We start from the raw sequence: 14694 nt of genomic DNA, 5'->3' as shown, positions 1-14694 counted from the left end.
GCCCCCAGACCCCCCTTTCGGCCTGAACGGCCTCGTCCGCAAACGCCGGACGGGCTGGGTGGGCCGTTGCGGTCCTCTTCATCCCACCGAGTCGGGTGGTGGGTGGGCGTAGGCCGGGGGTCTGGGGGCGGAGCCCCCAGCAAGGGCGACAGAGTGCCGGGCCCGGCAAAAGCGAGGGGCCCCGGACCAACCCGGTCCGGGGCCCACTCAAGCCGGCGCAGCCGCTACGGCTGAGCCGCCCGCGCCTCCCGCCGATTGTCACGGAAGTTGTTCACCCGCCGCGCCGTCGCGAACAGCGGGATCACCGCCCCCATCACCAGCTGCAACGCGCACCCCGTCTGCAGCAGCAGCTGCCCGCTCGGCGCGTCGAAGGCCCACGCGGCCAGCAGACCCATGGAGAGCACGATCCACGACAGCATCGCCACCGCGAGGCGCCCCCGCGGCTTCGGGTACTCGACCCGGCTCACCATCAGCCACGCCGTCCCGATGATCGCCAGCAGCGTCGCCACGAACGGCAGCTCCAGCAGGACGATCGACACCACCGTCAGCGCCCCGAACGGGGACGGCATGCCCTGGAAGGTGCCGTCCTTGACGGTGACGCAGGAGAACCGCGCGAGCCGCAGCACCACCGCCAGCAGCACCACGATCGCCCCCACCGCCGCCACTCGCTGGTAGGCGTCGTCCGCGACCATGCCGTAGACGAGGACGAAGTACGCCGGCGCCAGCCCGAAGCTGATCAGGTCGGAGAGGTTGTCGAGCTCCGCGCCCATGGGCGACGACCGCAGCTTGCGGGCCACCAGGCCGTCGCAGAGGTCGAAGATCGCCGCGCACAGCATAAGGATGACCGCGGTGGCCGCGCTGTGCCGGGCCATGCCCGACTCGTCGCTGCCCATGAGGTGCGGGATGAGGATCCCGGTGGTGGTGAAGTACACCGCCATGAACCCGCACGTGGCGTTGCCGAGAGTGAGGGTGTCCGCTATCGACAGACGGAGCGAGAGAGGCATCTCCTCCTCTTCGTCCACCTCGTCGGCCTCGGGCACCCATCCGGCCTGCGTCTGTGGATCAATCACGGTCAATTCGAGTCACCCCAGCCACCGTCTTCTGACCCACTTCGACATCGACCTCCACACCCTCGGGCAGGTACAGGTCGACGCGCGAGCCGAAGCGGATCAGACCGACCCGGTCGCCCTGCTCGACCTTGGTGCCCTGCGGCACGTAGGGGACGATGCGGCGGGCCACCGCGCCGGCGATCTGGATCATCTCGATGTCGCCCAGCTCGGTGTCGAAGTGCCACACGACGCGCTCGTTGTTCTCGCTCTCCTTGTTGAAAGCGGGAACGAAGCCGCCCGGCACGTGCTCGACCGACGTGACCGTGCCCGACAGCGGGGCGCGATTGACGTGGACGTTGAGCGGGCTCATGAAGATCGCGACGCGGGTGCGGCCGTCCTTCCACGGCATGATGCTCTGCACCACACCGTCGGCGGGCGAGATGACCCGGCCCTGGGTGATCTCGCGCTCGGGGTCGCGGAAGAACCACAGCATCCCGGCCGCGAGCGCGGTGGCGGGGACGGCGACGGCCTTGGCCGCGCCGGAGCGGCGGGCGCGCAGGAGGCTGACGGCTGCGGTGGCGACGGTCGGCAGAAGCCACGGCGATGCTCCGCGCGCGAGGCGTACGCCGGCGAGGCTGTCGCGAGGTGCAGAGGTTTGGCTGTGGGGCATGGATGACCTTCGTAGCGGATGATGCCGCACACTGACGGGGGACGGCGGCTTTCCGGCGATCGTAGCGGCTCTCAGCCGCAACTGGGTAAGCCAGGAAGCCGAGTCGGCGGCCGAACACTGCCTACGGGGTGTGACCTTGTTCTCCAAGAAAACACCCCGTATCCGGACATCTAACCCTGGAATCGATACTCTTCGAGCAGTCGGCGACCGATGATCATTTTCTGGATCTCGGCGGTGCCTTCACCGATCAGGAGCATCGGAGCCTCGCGGTAGAGGCGCTCGATCTCGTACTCCTTGGAGAAGCCGTACCCGCCGTGGATCCGGAAGGCGTCCTCCACGACCTCTTTGCAGTACTCGGATGCGAGGTACTTGGCCATACCCGCTTCCAGGTCGTTTCGTTCGCCCGAGTCCTTTTTGCGTGCAGCGTTCACCATCATCGCATGCGCCGCCTCCACCTTGGTAGCCATCTCGGCCAGCTTGAACTGAATGGCCTGGTGCTGGGCGATCTGCTTGCCGAAAGTGTGGCGCTGCTGGGCGTACTGGACACCGAGTTCGAAGGCACGCTGGGCGACGCCGCAACCACGGGCCGCCACATTGACGCGGCCGACCTCGACACCGTCCATCATTTGGTAAAAACCTCGCCCGGTGACGCCGCCGAGCACCCGATTGGCCGGAATGCGCAGGCCGTCCATGATGAGCTCGGTGGTGTCGACGCCCTTGTAGCCCATCTTGTCGATCTTGCCGGGGATGGTGAGTCCGGGGCGGACCTCACCGAATCCGGGCTCCTTCTCCACCAGGAAGGTCGTCATCGACTTATGGGCCGCGGTCCCCTCGGGGTGACCCTCGTCACTTTTCACGAGAACGGCCACCAGCGACGACGTACCGCCGTTCGTGAGCCACATCTTCTGGCCGTTCAGGACGTACTCCTCGCCGTCCCGCACCGCCTTCGAGGAGATGGCCGACACGTCGGAGCCCAGCGCCGGCTCGGACATGGAGAAGGCGCCGCGGATGTCGCCCGCGGCCATGCGGGGCAGGAAGTGGTCCTTCTGCTCCTGGGTGCCGTGCTGCTTGAGCATGTACGCCACGATGAAGTGCGTGTTGATGATGCCGGACACCGACATCCAGCCCCGGGCGATCTCCTCCACGCAGAGCGCGTAGGTGAGGAGCGACTCGCCCAGGCCCCCGTACTCCTCCGGAATCATCAGCCCGAACAGGCCGAGTTCCTTGAGCCCGTCGACGATGTCCTGCGGGTACTCGTCCCGGTGCTCCAGCTCCGTCGCGACCGGGATGATCTCCTTGTCCACGAAGTCCCGGACGGTGGAGAGGATCTCCGTCTGGACGTCCGTCAGGCCGTGGGTCTGGGCGAGGCGGCTCATCTACTTCTCCTGTTCCTTCAGCTCGGGCCGGCCCGGCTGCTCGCCGCCGCGCTCCTTGATGTACGTCTCGGTCGGCACCATCACCTTGCGGCGGAACACGCACACGAGCGTGCCGTCCTGCTTGTAGCCCTTTGTCTCGACGTGGACGATGCCCCGGTCGCTCTTCGACTTGGACGGCCACTTGTCGAGCACGGTCGTCTGGCCGTAGACCGTGTCGCCGTGGAAGGTCGGCGCCACGTGCCTCAGCGACTCGATCTCCAGGTTGGCGATCGCCTTGCCGGAGACGTCCGGCACGGACATGCCGAGCAGGAGGGAGTAGATGTAGTTCCCCACCACCACGTTCTTGCCGAAGTCCGTCGTCTTCTCGGCGTAGTTCGTGTCCATGTGCAGGGGGTGGTGGTTCATGGTGAGGAGACAGAACAGGTGGTCGTCGTACTCGGTGACCGTCTTGCCCGGCCAGTGCTTGTACACGGCCCCGACCTCGAACTCCTCGTAGGTCCGTCCGAACTGCATCGCCGTCACGCCTCCGGGATCTCGAACTTGCTGGTGCGCTTCATGCCGGCGGCGCGTCCCTTGCCGGAGACGACCAGCGCCATCTTGCGGCTGGCCTCGTCGATCATCTCGTCGCCGAGCATCGCGGAGCCCTTCTTGCCGCCCGCCTCGGACGTGTAGTAGTCGTACGCGTCCAGGATCAGCTCGGCGTGGTCGTAGTCCTCCTGGGAGGGCGAGAAGATCTCGTTGGACGCCTCGACCTGCCCGGGGTGCAGCACCCACTTGCCGTCGAAGCCGAGGGCGGCGGCGCGCTGCGCGACCTCGCGGTAGCCGTCGACGTTGCGGATCTGGAGGTAGGGGCCGTCGATCGCCTGGAGGTTGTTGGCGCGGGCGGCCATCAGGATCTTCATCAGGATGTAGTGGTAGGCGTCCGCCGGGTAGCCGGGCGGCTGCTCGCCCACCACGAGGGACTTCATGTTGATGGACGCCATGAAGTCGGCCGGGCCGAAGATGATGGTCTCGACGCGCGGGGAGGCCTGCGCGATCTCGTTGACGTTGTTCAGCCCCTGCGCGTTCTCGATCTGCGCCTCGATGCCGATGCGGCCGACCTCGAAGCCCATCGTCTTCTCGATCTGCGTGAGCAGCAGGTCGAGGGCCACCACCTGCTGGGCGTCCTGCACCTTCGGCAGCATGATGCAGTCCAGGTTCGGGCCCGCGCCCTCCACCACCGTCACGACGTCGCGGTACGTCCACTCGGTCGTCCAGTCGTTGACGCGCACGACGCGGGTCTTGCCGGTCCAGTCGCCCTCGTTGAGGAACTTGACGATGGTGTGCCGCGCCTCCGGCTTGGCGAGCGGCGCGCAGGCGTCCTCCAGGTCGAGGAAGACCTGGTCGGCGGGGAGGCCCTGGGCCTTCTCCAGGAAGCGGGGGTTGCTTCCGGGTACCGCCAGACAGCTACGGCGGGGGCGAAGGCGGTTGACAGTCGTCATGCGGGGACCTCCAGGGGGTCGAGCTTGTTCGCGTACCGGATCTCGTCGACGATCCGGCCGATGATTCCGGTGATGTCGAAGTCCTTCGGGGTGAAGACCGCGGCCACTCCGGCGGCCCGCAGCGCTTCGGCATCACCGTTGGGGATGATGCCACCGGCGATCACCGGTATATCCGTGGCACCGGCCACACGGAGGCGGTCCAGCACGTCGGGGACGAGCTGGGCGTGCGACCCGGACAGGATGGACAGGCCCACCGCGTGCACGTCCTCCGCCAGGGCGGCGTCCACGATCTGCTCCGGAGTCAGCCTGATGCCCTGGTAGACCACTTCGAACCCGGCGTCGCGGGCCCGCACCGCGATCTGCTCGGCGCCGTTGGAGTGGCCGTCGAGGCCGGGCTTGCCGACCAGGAAGCGCAGTTTGCCCACTCCGAGGTCCTTGGCCGTCAGTTCCACCTTGCGGCGCACACCGGCCATCGCCGATCCTTCCTCGGCGGCGACGGCGACCGGAGCCGAGGAGACCCCGGTCGGTGCCCGGAACTCGCCGAAGACCTCGCGAAGTGCCCCGGCCCACTCGCCGGTCGTGACGCCGGCGCGGGCGCACTCCAGGGTGGCCTCCATGAGGTTGTCGGTGCCCTTGGCGGCCTCCTTCAGCTTGTCCAGCGCCTTGCAGGGGCGCGGGTGGTTGAAGGGCGGCTGGTATCGGGTGTCCCGCCAGTTCAGGAGCGAGGCGACGACGCGTGCCTCGACCGCCGGGTCGACGGTCTGGATCGCGGTGTCCAGGTCGGCGGTGAGCGGGTTCGGCTCGGTGCCCTCGAAGGCGTTGACGCCGATGATCTTCTCCTCGCCCGACTCGATCCGGGCCCGGCGCTCTGCGTGCGAGGAGACCAGCTGGGACTTGAGGTAGCCGGACTCGACGGCGGCCATGGCGCCGCCCATCTCCTCGATGCGCTCCATCTCCGCGAGCGACTCCTCGACCAGCTCGTCCACCTTCGCCCCGACCACCTTCGAGCCCTCGAAGAGGTCGCCGTACTCCAGCAGGTCGCTCTCGTACGCCAGCACCTGCTGGATGCGCAGCGACCACTGCTGGTCCCACGGCCGGGGCAGGCCCAGCGCCTCGTTCCAGGCCGGCAGCTGCACGGCACGCGCGCGTGCGTCCTTGGAGAGGGTGACCGCCAGCATCTCCAGGACGATCCGCTGGACGTTGTTCTCCGGCTGGGCCTCCGTCAGGCCCAGGGAGTTGACCTGGACGCCGTAGCGGAAGCGGCGGTGCTTGGGGTTCTCGATGCCGTACCGCTCGCGGGTGACACGGTCCCAGATGCGGCCGAAGGCGCGCATCTTGCACATCTCCTCGACGAAGCGGACGCCCGCGTTCACGAAGAAGGAGATGCGGCCGACGACGTCCCCCATACGCTCCTGCGGCACCTGGCCGCTGTCGCGCACGGCGTCCAGCACGGCGATCGCGGTGGACATCGCGTACGCGATCTCCTGCACCGGCGTGGCGCCCGCCTCCTGCAGGTGGTAGCTGCAGATGTTGATCGGGTTCCACTTCGGGATGTGGGAGACCGTGTAGGCGATCATGTCCGTCGTCAGGCGGAGCGAGGGCCCCGGCGGGAAGACGTGCGTGCCCCGGGAGAGGTACTCCTTGACGATGTCGTTCTGGGTCGTGCCCTGGAGCTTGGTGATGTCCACCCCCTGCTCCTCGGCGACGACCTGGTAGAGCGCCAGCAGCCACATGGCCGTGGCGTTGATGGTCATCGAGGTGTTCATCTGGTCCAGGGGTATGTCCTGGAACAGCCGGCGCATGTCACCGAGGTGCGCCACCGGCACGCCGACCCGGCCCACCTCGCCGCGGGCGAGGATGTGGTCGGAGTCGTAGCCGGTCTGGGTCGGCAGGTCGAACGCGACCGACAGACCCGTCTGGCCCTTGGCGAGGTTGCGCCGGTACAGCTCGTTGGACGCCTCGGCCGTGGAGTGACCGGCGTAGGTGCGCATCAGCCACGGCCGGTCCTTCTGACGATCGGTCATGCGGCGCTCCTCAGATGTTCCGGAAGCGGTTGATGGCGTCGATGTGCTGGGCCCGCTTCTCGTGGTCGCGCACGCCCAGGCCCTCCTCGGGGGCGAGGCAGAGCACGCCGACCTTGCCCTGGTGGGCGTTGCGGTGGACGTCGTGGGCGGCCTGGCCGGTCTCCTCCAGGGCGTACACCTTGGAGAGGGTCGGGTGGATCTTGCCCTTGGCGATGAGGCGGTTGGCCTCCCAGGCCTCGCGGTAGTTGGCGAAGTGGGAGCCGATGATGCGCTTCAGGGACATCCACAGGTAGCGGTTGTCGTACTCGTGCATGTAGCCCGAGGTCGAGGCGCAGGTGGTGATGGTGCCGCCCTTGCGGGTCACGAAGACCGAGGCGCCGAAGGTCTCGCGGCCGGGGTGCTCGAAGACGATGTCGATGTCCTCGCCGCCGGTGAACTCGCGGATGCGCTTGCCGAAGCGCTTCCACTCCTTGGGGTCCTGGGTGCGCTCGTCCTTCCAGAACTTGTAGCCCTCGGCGTTGCGGTCGATGATCGCCTCGGCGCCCATCGAGCGGCAGATGTCGGCCTTCTGCTCGCTGGAGACGACGCAGACCGGGTTGGCGCCGCCGGCCAGCGCGAACTGGGTGGCGTACGAGCCGAGGCCGCCGCTGGCGCCCCAGATGAGCACGTTGTCGCCCTGCTTCATGCCGGCGCCGTTGCGGGAGACCAGCTGCCGGTAGGCGGTGGAGTTGACCAAGCCCGGTGCGGCGGCCTCCTCCCAGCTGAGGTGGCCCGGCTTGGGCATCAGCTGGTTGGACTTGACGAGCGCGATCTCGGCGAGGCCGCCGAAGTTGGTCTCGAAGCCCCAGATGCGCTGCTCGGGGTCGAGCATCGTGTCGTTGTGGCCGTCGGAGGACTCCAGCTCGACGGAGAGGCAGTGCGCGACGACCTCGTCGCCGGGGTGCCAGGAGTTGACGCCGGGGCCGGTGCGCAGCACGACGCCCGCGAGGTCGGAGCCGATGATGTGGTAGGGCAGGTCGTGGCGCTTGGCCAGGTCGCTGGTGCGGCCGTAGCGCTCCAGGAAGCCGAAGGTCGAGAGCGGCTCGAAGATCGAGGTCCACACCGAGTTGTAGTTGACCGAGGAGGCCATGACGGCCACCAGGGCCTCACCCGGGCCCAGCTCCGGCAGCGCCACCTCGTCGAGGTGGATCGACTTGCGCGGGTCCTTGTCGCGGGTTTCGAGGCCCGCGAACATCTCGGTCTCGTCCTTGTGCACGGTGATCGCGCGGTACGACTCGGGGAGCTGCAGGGCGGCGAAGTCGTCCGGCGTGGAGTCGGCCGACTGGATCGCGGCCAGGATGTCCTTCATGGTCACGGTGTTGCCTCCGGCGTCGAGCGCCCTGAGGGAGGGGCGCTGAGGGTTACGTCGGTGCTGCTGAGGGTTGGGTGAGGGGTGCCGTCGGTTCGGCGGGTGTGGTGCTTCGGCGGCGCTTTGTGGCGCGGAGGGTGCCTGTGACGCAGGCGCCGGGCACGCGGGCGATGGCTCGCGGGGACAGCCCGGACACCTTCAACGTATGGCACCGCGTGTCACCCCGCAAGGCACTCGGTGCCAGAACTTGCTCTCAGATGAAATCTTTACGCGACAGATGAGCGATGATCGATCGAACGGGGGTCGCGAGAGGCGGGAAAAGGGGCGTTGACATGCAAAAACGGCCACCCGAAGGGTGGCCGTCGTCACAAGGGGAAGGGTGGGCTCAGTGCTCCTTGAGAGCCTGTTCGATGGTCCGCATGACCTCGTGCAGCGGTGCGTCGGTGCGTGCCACCGTCACCAGCACGTCGCCGTGCACCGAGGCCGAGGCGCCCTCCGGACGCTCGGTGGAGGCCGTACCGCGCCCCGCGCCGATGCCCGTCCCGAACGTCCTGCGGACGATCGCGAAGGCGTGGTCGAGCTGTGCCTCGACGTCTCCCTGCCCGCCCGCCCGCAGCCAGCGCCGGAGCACGTGGTTGTGCGCGGTGACCACGGCGGACGCGGCCACCTCCGCCAGCAGCGGGTCGTCGTTGGCGTCGTCGTCGTGCGCGTGCTCGTCGAAGTGGCCGAGCAGATAGCGGGTGAACAGGCGCTCGTAGCGGGCCACCGACGCGATCTCCGCCTCGCGCAGGGTGGGCACCTCGCGCGTCAGCTTGTAGCGGGCGACCGAGATCTCCGGCCGCGCCGCGTACATCTTCATGACCTCCTTGATGCCGCGGCACACCGTGTCGAGCGGATGCTCGTGCGCCGGCGCCGCGTTGAGGACCGCCTCGGCGCGCACCAGGGTGTCGTCGTGGTCCGGGAAGATCGCCTCTTCCTTGGAGCGGAAGTGGCGGAAGAAGGTGCGGCGGGCGACCCCGGCCTGGGCCGCGATCTCGTCGACGGTGGTCGCCTCGTACCCCTTGGCCGCGAACAGCTCCATGGCCGCCGCCGCCAGTTCCCGGCGCATTTTGAGCCGCTGGGCGGCGGCGCGGCTGCCGGCCGCGCTCTCCGGCGCGTCGGGCGTGGCTGGTGTACGTGAGGACCTGGCGGGCTGGGGCATGACCCGAACGTACTGCATGTGTGCGCAATCATGCGCGTGACCGGGGATCTACCCGCCCGCGGGGGGCGGGGGAGACCCGGCCGGATCGAGCAGTCCGCCCCAGTCCTCCGGTGACCGGAACCAGTCGCCCGGACGCTCAGCGGCGGGCATGCTCGCGGAAGCCGCGGCCCGTCTTGCGGCCGAGGCAGCCCGCGGCCACCAAGTGCTCCAGCAACGGCGCCGGGGCCAGCCCCGGATCGCGGAACTCGCGGTGCAGGACCTTCTCGATGGCCAGCGAGACGTCCAGGCCGACCACGTCGAGGAGCTCGAAGGGCCCCATCGGGTAGCCGCCGCCCAGCTTCATCGCGGCGTCGATGTCGTCGAGCGTCGCGTAGTGCTCCTGCACCATCTTGACCGCGTTGTTCAGGTACGGGAACAGCAGCGCGTTCACGATGAACCCGGCCCGGTCGCCGCAGTCCACGGCGTGCTTGCGGATCTTCGCGCAGACCTCGCGGACGGTGGCGTGGACGTCGTCCGCCGTGAGCACCGTGCGGACCACCTCGACCAGCTTCATGGCCGGCGCCGGGTTGAAGAAGTGCATGCCGATCACGTCCTGCGGGCGCGAGGTGGCGCGGGCGCAGGCGACGACGGGCAGCGAGGAGGTGGTGGTGGCCAGCACCGCGCCGGGCTTGCAGACCTTGTCCAGCGTGGCGAACAGCTGCCGCTTCACCTCCAGGTCCTCGGCGACCGCCTCCACGGCCAGGTCGACGTCGGCGAAGTCGTCGTAGGTCCCCGTCGGCGTGATCCGCTCCAGCGCCCGCGCGGCGTCCTCGGCGCTCATCCGCCCCTTGTCGACCGAGCGGGCCAGCGACTTGCCGACCCGGGCCTTCGCGGTCTGCGCCTTCTCCGCGCTGCGCGCGGCGAGCACGACCTCGTACCCGGCCTTGGCGAACACCTCCGCGATGCCGGACGCCATCGTGCCCGACCCGGCGACGCCCACCGCGCGCACCGGACGGCCCGCGACGGGGGTGGCGTCCGCGCGCGGGGTCAGGGCGTCCGGCACCACGACCGCGCTGCCGGGCGCCTCGTAGGTGTAGAAGCCGCGCCCCGCCTTACGGCCCGTCAGGCCCGCCTCGCTGAGCTGCCTGAGGATCGGGGCGGGGGCGTGCAGCCGGTCGTGCGAGGCGGCGTACATGGCCTCCAGGACCGTGCGCGCAGTGTCCACGCCGACCAGGTCCAGCAGCGCCAGCGGCCCCATCGGCAGACCGCAGCCGAGGCGCATCGCGGCGTCGATGTCCTCCCGCGAGGCGTAGTTCGCCTCGTACATGGCCGCGGCCTGGTTGAGGTAGCCGAACAGCAGGCCGTCGGCGACGAACCCGGGCCGGTCGCCGACCGCCACGGGCTCCTTGCCGAGGTCCAGGGCGAGATCGGTGACCGCCGCGACGGCGGCCGGCGCGGTCAGCACCGAAGAGACGACCTCGACCAGCTTCATCGCCGGGGCCGGGTTGAAGAAGTGCAGTCCGAGGACCCGCTCCGGACGGGAGGAGTCGGCGGCCAGCCGCGTCACTGACAGGGCGTTGGTGCCGGTCGCCAGGATCGTCTCCGGACGCACGATCCCGTCCAGTTCCCTGAAGACCTGCTGCTTGACCTCGTACGACTCCGGGACCACCTCGATCACCAGGTCGGCGTCGGCCGCGGCGCGCAGGTCGGTGGTGGTGCGGACGCGGGCGAGGGCGTCGGCGCGCTCCTGTTCGGTGAGGCGTCCGCGCTCGACGGCACGGGCGGTGGACGACTCCAGCGCGGAGAGCGCCTTGGCGGCCTGCGCCTCGCTGACGTCGACGCCGACGACGGCGCGGCCGGCCCGGGCCAGGACCTCGGTGATGCCGGTGCCCATGGTGCCGAGGCCGATGACGGCGATGGTCCGGAGCGGGGACAGAGGGGTGTCGGACAGGGGAGTGGCCATCGCGGGACTCCAGGAATGAGGGTGACGACGGAACACGCCCGGACGCGCCGAGGGGCGCGTCTGATGCGTGAAAGAGGAAGGAGTGCGGAGTGCGGGTGTTGCCGGGCTGGGATCGCACACGCCCGGTGCCGTCGCGGAGGCGTGCACACGCCCGCCCGGCGGCTCTCTCCGACCGGCCCTGTCCCGGGGCCGAATCGTCCTGCGGTACCCGAGGTACCGAACCGACTGTTCTCCCGGTGGCCGCGTCACCAGACCACCGTGAGGAGTTGCTGCGAGTGGGTGACCCGCTCGTCTGAGATTAACTCGCGAGTAACGAGCGCGCCAGCCCCCCGTGTTCGTGATGTACGTCCCACACGCAGGGTGACCCGCCTAACCTCGGTGTCATGGACGAAGAGTTGCGAGTGGTCACGGAGCGCTTACGGGCCGAGGCGGCGACCTCGGGGGTGCCGGGCGCCCCGAGCGCCCACGACCGGCTCGTGGCCACCGGGGACCACGACGAACTGGCCGCGGTGCTCACCGAGCCCGGACACCCGCTCTGGGCACGGGAACTGGCCGCCTTCCGGCTCGGCACGGCGGGCGACCGGCGGGCCTTCGAGTCCCTCGTGCTGCTGCTCAACCACCGGGACCCGCCGCGCTGCGCCGCCGCCGCCCATGCCCTGGCCCGCCTCGGCGACCCCCGCACCGCCCGCGCGGCCGCCGCGCTCGCCACCAACGAGCTGCGGGTCGCCTACGCCCTGCACCCGGTGCGGCTGCTGGTCGAGCTGCGGGCCCCCGAGGCCGTACCCGCCCTGATCACCACGCTGCAACGCCGGCTGCGCCCGCACGACCCCCACCGGCGGGTCGCGCTCGCCTGCGTCGAGGGCCTGGGCGCCCTCGGCGACGACCGGGCCGGCCCCGTGCTGAACGACGCCCTCGCCCACCCGGCGCTGGCCCAGGCGGCGGTCCGGGCGCTGGCGCGCATCCCGGGTCAGCGGTGAGCGGTCAGCCCGCCAGGTCGGCGGCGTACCGCACCTCGGGCACCTCGACCCCCTCCACCCGGAAGGGTTCCTCGGCGCCGTCGGCGCCGAAGCCCGCCCGTTCGTAGAAGCGCCGGGCGCGGGCGTTGTCCTTGAGCACCCACAGGAGCATCCGCGGGTGCCCGGCCGCCGCGCACCGGCGCACCGACTCCCGGATCAGGGCCTGCCCGATGCCCGCGCCGAGCCGCTCCGGGTCGACGTAGATCGCGTACAACTCGGCGTCCCCGGTCGGCCGTTGCCCGTCCCGGTAGGGGCCGTGGCAGGCCCAGCCCACGACTTCGCCGCGATGGTCCTCGGCGACCAGGTTCACCACGCCGGCCGGGGCGGCGGCGAACAGGACGCGGCGCCGCTCGGCGTCCCCCGCGGCGTCCATGCCGTCCAGGTACACCTGCGGGACCAGGCCCCGGTAGGCGGTCTGCCAGCCCCGGACGCGGATCAGGGCCACCCGGTCGCAGTCGGCGACCGTCATCTCCCGCACCAGCGGCCCGCTCACGGGGCCACGACCGCGAACGCCTCGATCTCCATCAGGAACTCCGGCCGGACCAGCGCCGCCACCTGCACCGCCGAGGCGGCCGGCAGCCGGTCGGCGGGTATGTGGGCGGCGCGTGCGGCACGGATCGCGTCCATGTGGGCCATGTCCGTGACGAAGTACGTCAGTTTCACCACGTCGTCGAAACCGGCGCCGGCTGCCGACAGGCACCGGTGCAGGTTCTCGAAGACCTGGCGGGCCTGGGCCGCGGGGTCGCCCACGCCGACGGGACTGCCGTCCTCGTCCAGGGCGAGCTGACCCGAGACGGCCACGAACCGCCCGGTGCCGAGGACGACATGGGTGTACTGGGCGGCGGGCGCGACGCCGTCGGGGGCGTGGATCCTGGTCAGCTCACTCATGCGCCCATCGTGGACCATGGCACCGACAACGCCCCCGGCGGGCCGTCGTCCGCGGGCCGCCGGGGGAGCGGTCGGCTAGCGGCGGAAGCCGAGCAGCTTGTGCAGGGCCGCGCCGCGGGCGGACGTCGAAGCCGCCTTGGACTCCAGCGGCTCGGGCTGGGGAAGCGCCGCGCACACGGCGTCCGGCTCACCCGCGTCCGCCGCACCCTTGCCGCGCGGCACGGTGCCGTCGGTCAGGTACGCGGCCAGGCGCTCGTCCAGGCAGGAGTTCCCGCTCAGCGTGATGCCGTGGTTGCCGCCGCCCTCCTCGACGACGAGGGCGGAGCCGCGCAGCAGCCGGTGCGCGGTGACCGCGCCCTCGTACGGGGTGGCCGCGTCGCCGGTCGCCTGGAACAGCAGCGCGGGCGGCAGCTCGGTGTTGGCGACGTCCACCGGTCGGCGCGCGCTCGTGGGCCAGGACGCGCACGGCGCGTTGTACCAGACGTTGTTCCAGACCATGAACGGCGCCTTCTCGTACAGGCCCCAGTTGTCGCCGCGCCACTCGTCCCAGTCGCGCGGCCAGGCCGCGTCGCGGCACTGCACCGCGGTGTAGACGCTGTAGCCGTTCTCGCCCGGGGCGTCCAGGGCCCCGAAGTTCTCGTACACCTCGACGAGCGGGTCCGTGTCCCCGGATTTCACGTAGGCGGCGAATGCCTCCGCCAGATAGGGCCAGTAGCCGTTGTAGTAGCCGCCGGGGATGAAGGTGTCCTCCAGCTCCGACGCGCCGACCCGCCCGCCCGCGGGCTTCTTCGCCAGCGCCGTCCGCATGGCGTACCACTGCCGCTCGATCCGCTCCGGGTCGGTGCCCATCCCGTACGCGGTGTCGTGCTCGGCGATCCATGCCAGGAACGCCCGGTGGCGGTCGTTGAAGGCGAGGTCCTGGTTGAGGTTCGCGTCGTACCAGACGTCGTCCGGGCCGACGACGGAGTCCAGGACCAGGCGCCGCACGCGCGCGGGGAAGAGCTTGGCGTAGACGGCGCCCAGATAGGTGCCGTAGGAGTAGCCGAAGTAATTGAGCCGCTCCGCGCCGAGCGCCGCGCGGATCGCGTCCACGTCCCGGGCGGCGCTGACGGTGTCGATGTACGGCAGCACATCCGCGTACTTGTCGCCGCACGCCTCGGCGAACGCCTCCGCGCGGGCGAGGTTGGCCCGCTCGACGCCGGGCGTGTCGGGCAGTGAGTCGGGGCGCACGGGGTCGAAGTGGCCGGGCCGGCAGTTCAGGGCGGGGCTGCTCTTCCCCACTCCGCGCGGGTCGAAGCCGATGACGTCGTACTGCGCGGCGACCTTCTCCGGCAGCGAGGACGCCACGAACCCGGCGAGCGTCAGCCCGCTGCCGCCGGGGCCGCCGGGGTTGACCAGCAGGGGGCCCTGGTACGTCGCGGCGGTGTGCGGGACGCGGGACAGCGCGAGCGTGATCTGCCTCCCGCGCGGGCGCGCGTGGTCGAGCGGCACCTCGAGGGACGCGCACTGGAGCGTCGGGTAGTCCTCCGTGGCGCACTTCTTCCACGGGAGCTTCGCGGCGGACGCGGCGGCAGGGGTCCCGGCGGAGTGCGGCGTGTTCGCCTCGGCGGGGACGGCCGTGACACTTCCGGCGGCGATGACTGCGGCGCCGCACAGCACGGCTGCGCGTTGTCTCATGGCGTCCTCCGGCGACGGGCTT

13 protein-coding genes are annotated in these 14694 nt (G+C 70.4%); 1 reads left to right on the top strand and 12 read right to left on the bottom strand.

All coding sequences use genetic code 11. The features are described from left to right. Positions 1–224 precede the first annotated feature (224 nt). From pssA to ACGF3J_RS18945, 9 genes are all read right to left on the bottom strand, one after another. The gene (gene pssA / locus ACGF3J_RS18985; protein ID WP_386930923.1) at positions 225–1040 is read right to left on the bottom strand and encodes a CDP-diacylglycerol--serine O-phosphatidyltransferase; all 816 of its coding nucleotides are present in this window, start codon (positions 1038–1040) and stop codon (positions 225–227) included. Between the two features lie 22 nt (positions 1041–1062). Then, the gene (locus ACGF3J_RS18980) at positions 1063–1719 is read right to left on the bottom strand and encodes a phosphatidylserine decarboxylase (protein WP_161330558.1); all 657 of its coding nucleotides are present in this window, start codon (positions 1717–1719) and stop codon (positions 1063–1065) included. A 170-nt stretch (positions 1720–1889) separates the two neighbouring features. Continuing rightward, positions 1890–3095 (bottom strand): acyl-CoA dehydrogenase family protein, encoded by a 1206-nt coding sequence (locus ACGF3J_RS18975; RefSeq protein ID WP_161330553.1) that lies wholly within the window; start codon positions 3093–3095, stop codon positions 1890–1892. Beyond that, a complete protein-coding gene (locus ACGF3J_RS18970) occupies positions 3096–3608 on the bottom strand; it encodes a MaoC family dehydratase (protein WP_161330554.1) in 513 nt (170 codons plus the stop codon). A gap of 5 nt (positions 3609–3613) precedes the next feature. Continuing rightward, positions 3614–4576 (bottom strand): CoA ester lyase, encoded by a 963-nt coding sequence (locus ACGF3J_RS18965; RefSeq protein ID WP_125491886.1) that lies wholly within the window; start codon positions 4574–4576, stop codon positions 3614–3616. After that, positions 4573–6600 carry a protein meaA gene (locus ACGF3J_RS18960; RefSeq protein ID WP_393854350.1) on the bottom strand — a complete coding sequence of 676 codons (2028 nt, stop codon included), beginning with the start codon at positions 6598–6600 and terminating at the stop codon, positions 4573–4575. The genes ACGF3J_RS18965 and ACGF3J_RS18960 overlap by 4 nt, the downstream gene beginning before the upstream one ends. A 10-nt stretch (positions 6601–6610) precedes the next feature. Then, positions 6611–7948, bottom strand: coding sequence for a crotonyl-CoA carboxylase/reductase (ccrA, locus tag ACGF3J_RS18955; protein WP_393854425.1), 1338 nt, complete (start codon positions 7946–7948; stop codon positions 6611–6613). Between the two features lie 385 nt (positions 7949–8333). Continuing rightward, positions 8334–9149 carry a TetR family transcriptional regulator gene (locus tag ACGF3J_RS18950; RefSeq protein ID WP_161330556.1) on the bottom strand — a complete coding sequence of 272 codons (816 nt, stop codon included), beginning with the start codon at positions 9147–9149 and terminating at the stop codon, positions 8334–8336. Positions 9150–9285: 136 nt separating this feature from the next. After that, positions 9286–11091 (bottom strand): 3-hydroxyacyl-CoA dehydrogenase family protein, encoded by a 1806-nt coding sequence (locus ACGF3J_RS18945; RefSeq protein ID WP_393854349.1) that lies wholly within the window; start codon positions 11089–11091, stop codon positions 9286–9288. Positions 11092–11474: 383 nt separating this feature from the next. Between ACGF3J_RS18945 and ACGF3J_RS18940 the strand changes: the two genes are divergently transcribed. Then, entirely contained in the window at positions 11475–12068 is a 594-nt protein-coding gene (locus ACGF3J_RS18940; RefSeq protein ID WP_386930508.1) for an adenylosuccinate lyase, read from the top strand. Positions 12069–12072: 4 nt separating this feature from the next. Here the strand turns inward: ACGF3J_RS18940 and ACGF3J_RS18935 are convergent, their stop codons facing one another. From ACGF3J_RS18935 to ACGF3J_RS18925, 3 genes are all read right to left on the bottom strand, one after another. Then, positions 12073–12576, bottom strand: a complete 504-nt coding sequence (locus ACGF3J_RS18935) for a GNAT family N-acetyltransferase (RefSeq protein ID WP_393854424.1) — start codon at positions 12574–12576, stop codon at positions 12073–12075. Between the two features lie 20 nt (positions 12577–12596). Beyond that, on the bottom strand, positions 12597–12995 hold the full coding sequence (locus tag ACGF3J_RS18930) for a RidA family protein (RefSeq protein ID WP_393854348.1): 399 nt from the start codon (positions 12993–12995) through the stop codon (positions 12597–12599). A 75-nt stretch (positions 12996–13070) separates the two neighbouring features. Next, positions 13071–14672, bottom strand: a complete 1602-nt coding sequence (locus ACGF3J_RS18925; protein WP_393854347.1) for an alpha/beta hydrolase — start codon at positions 14670–14672, stop codon at positions 13071–13073. Positions 14673–14694 lie beyond the last annotated feature (22 nt).

It is taken from the genome of Streptomyces sp. NPDC048171 (genome assembly GCF_043202655.1).
Lineage (GTDB): Bacteria > Actinomycetota > Actinomycetes > Streptomycetales > Streptomycetaceae > Streptomyces.
Note: the sequence above shows the minus strand (reverse complement) of the source record. Positions and strands in the feature narration are given on the sequence as shown.

Coding starts and splice junctions, on each gene's coding strand:
- ACGF3J_RS18980 (WP_161330558.1), bottom strand. CDS start 1,719: ATGCCCCACAGCCAAACCTCTGCACCTCGCGACAGCCTCGCCGGCGTA.
- ACGF3J_RS18975 (WP_161330553.1), bottom strand. CDS start 3,095: ATGAGCCGCCTCGCCCAGACCCACGGCCTGACGGACGTCCAGACGGAG.
- ACGF3J_RS18970 (WP_161330554.1), bottom strand. CDS start 3,608: ATGCAGTTCGGACGGACCTACGAGGAGTTCGAGGTCGGGGCCGTGTAC.
- ACGF3J_RS18965 (WP_125491886.1), bottom strand. CDS start 4,576: ATGACGACTGTCAACCGCCTTCGCCCCCGCCGTAGCTGTCTGGCGGTA.
- ACGF3J_RS18960 (WP_393854350.1), bottom strand. CDS start 6,600: ATGACCGATCGTCAGAAGGACCGGCCGTGGCTGATGCGCACCTACGCC.
- ccrA (WP_393854425.1), bottom strand. CDS start 7,948: ATGAAGGACATCCTGGCCGCGATCCAGTCGGCCGACTCCACGCCGGAC.
- ACGF3J_RS18950 (WP_161330556.1), bottom strand. CDS start 9,149: ATGCCCCAGCCCGCCAGGTCCTCACGTACACCAGCCACGCCCGACGCG.
- ACGF3J_RS18945 (WP_393854349.1), bottom strand. CDS start 11,091: ATGGCCACTCCCCTGTCCGACACCCCTCTGTCCCCGCTCCGGACCATC.
- ACGF3J_RS18940 (WP_386930508.1), top strand. CDS start 11,475: ATGGACGAAGAGTTGCGAGTGGTCACGGAGCGCTTACGGGCCGAGGCG.
- ACGF3J_RS18935 (WP_393854424.1), bottom strand. CDS start 12,576: ATGACGGTCGCCGACTGCGACCGGGTGGCCCTGATCCGCGTCCGGGGC.
- ACGF3J_RS18930 (WP_393854348.1), bottom strand. CDS start 12,995: ATGAGTGAGCTGACCAGGATCCACGCCCCCGACGGCGTCGCGCCCGCC.
- ACGF3J_RS18925 (WP_393854347.1), bottom strand. CDS start 14,672: ATGAGACAACGCGCAGCCGTGCTGTGCGGCGCCGCAGTCATCGCCGCC.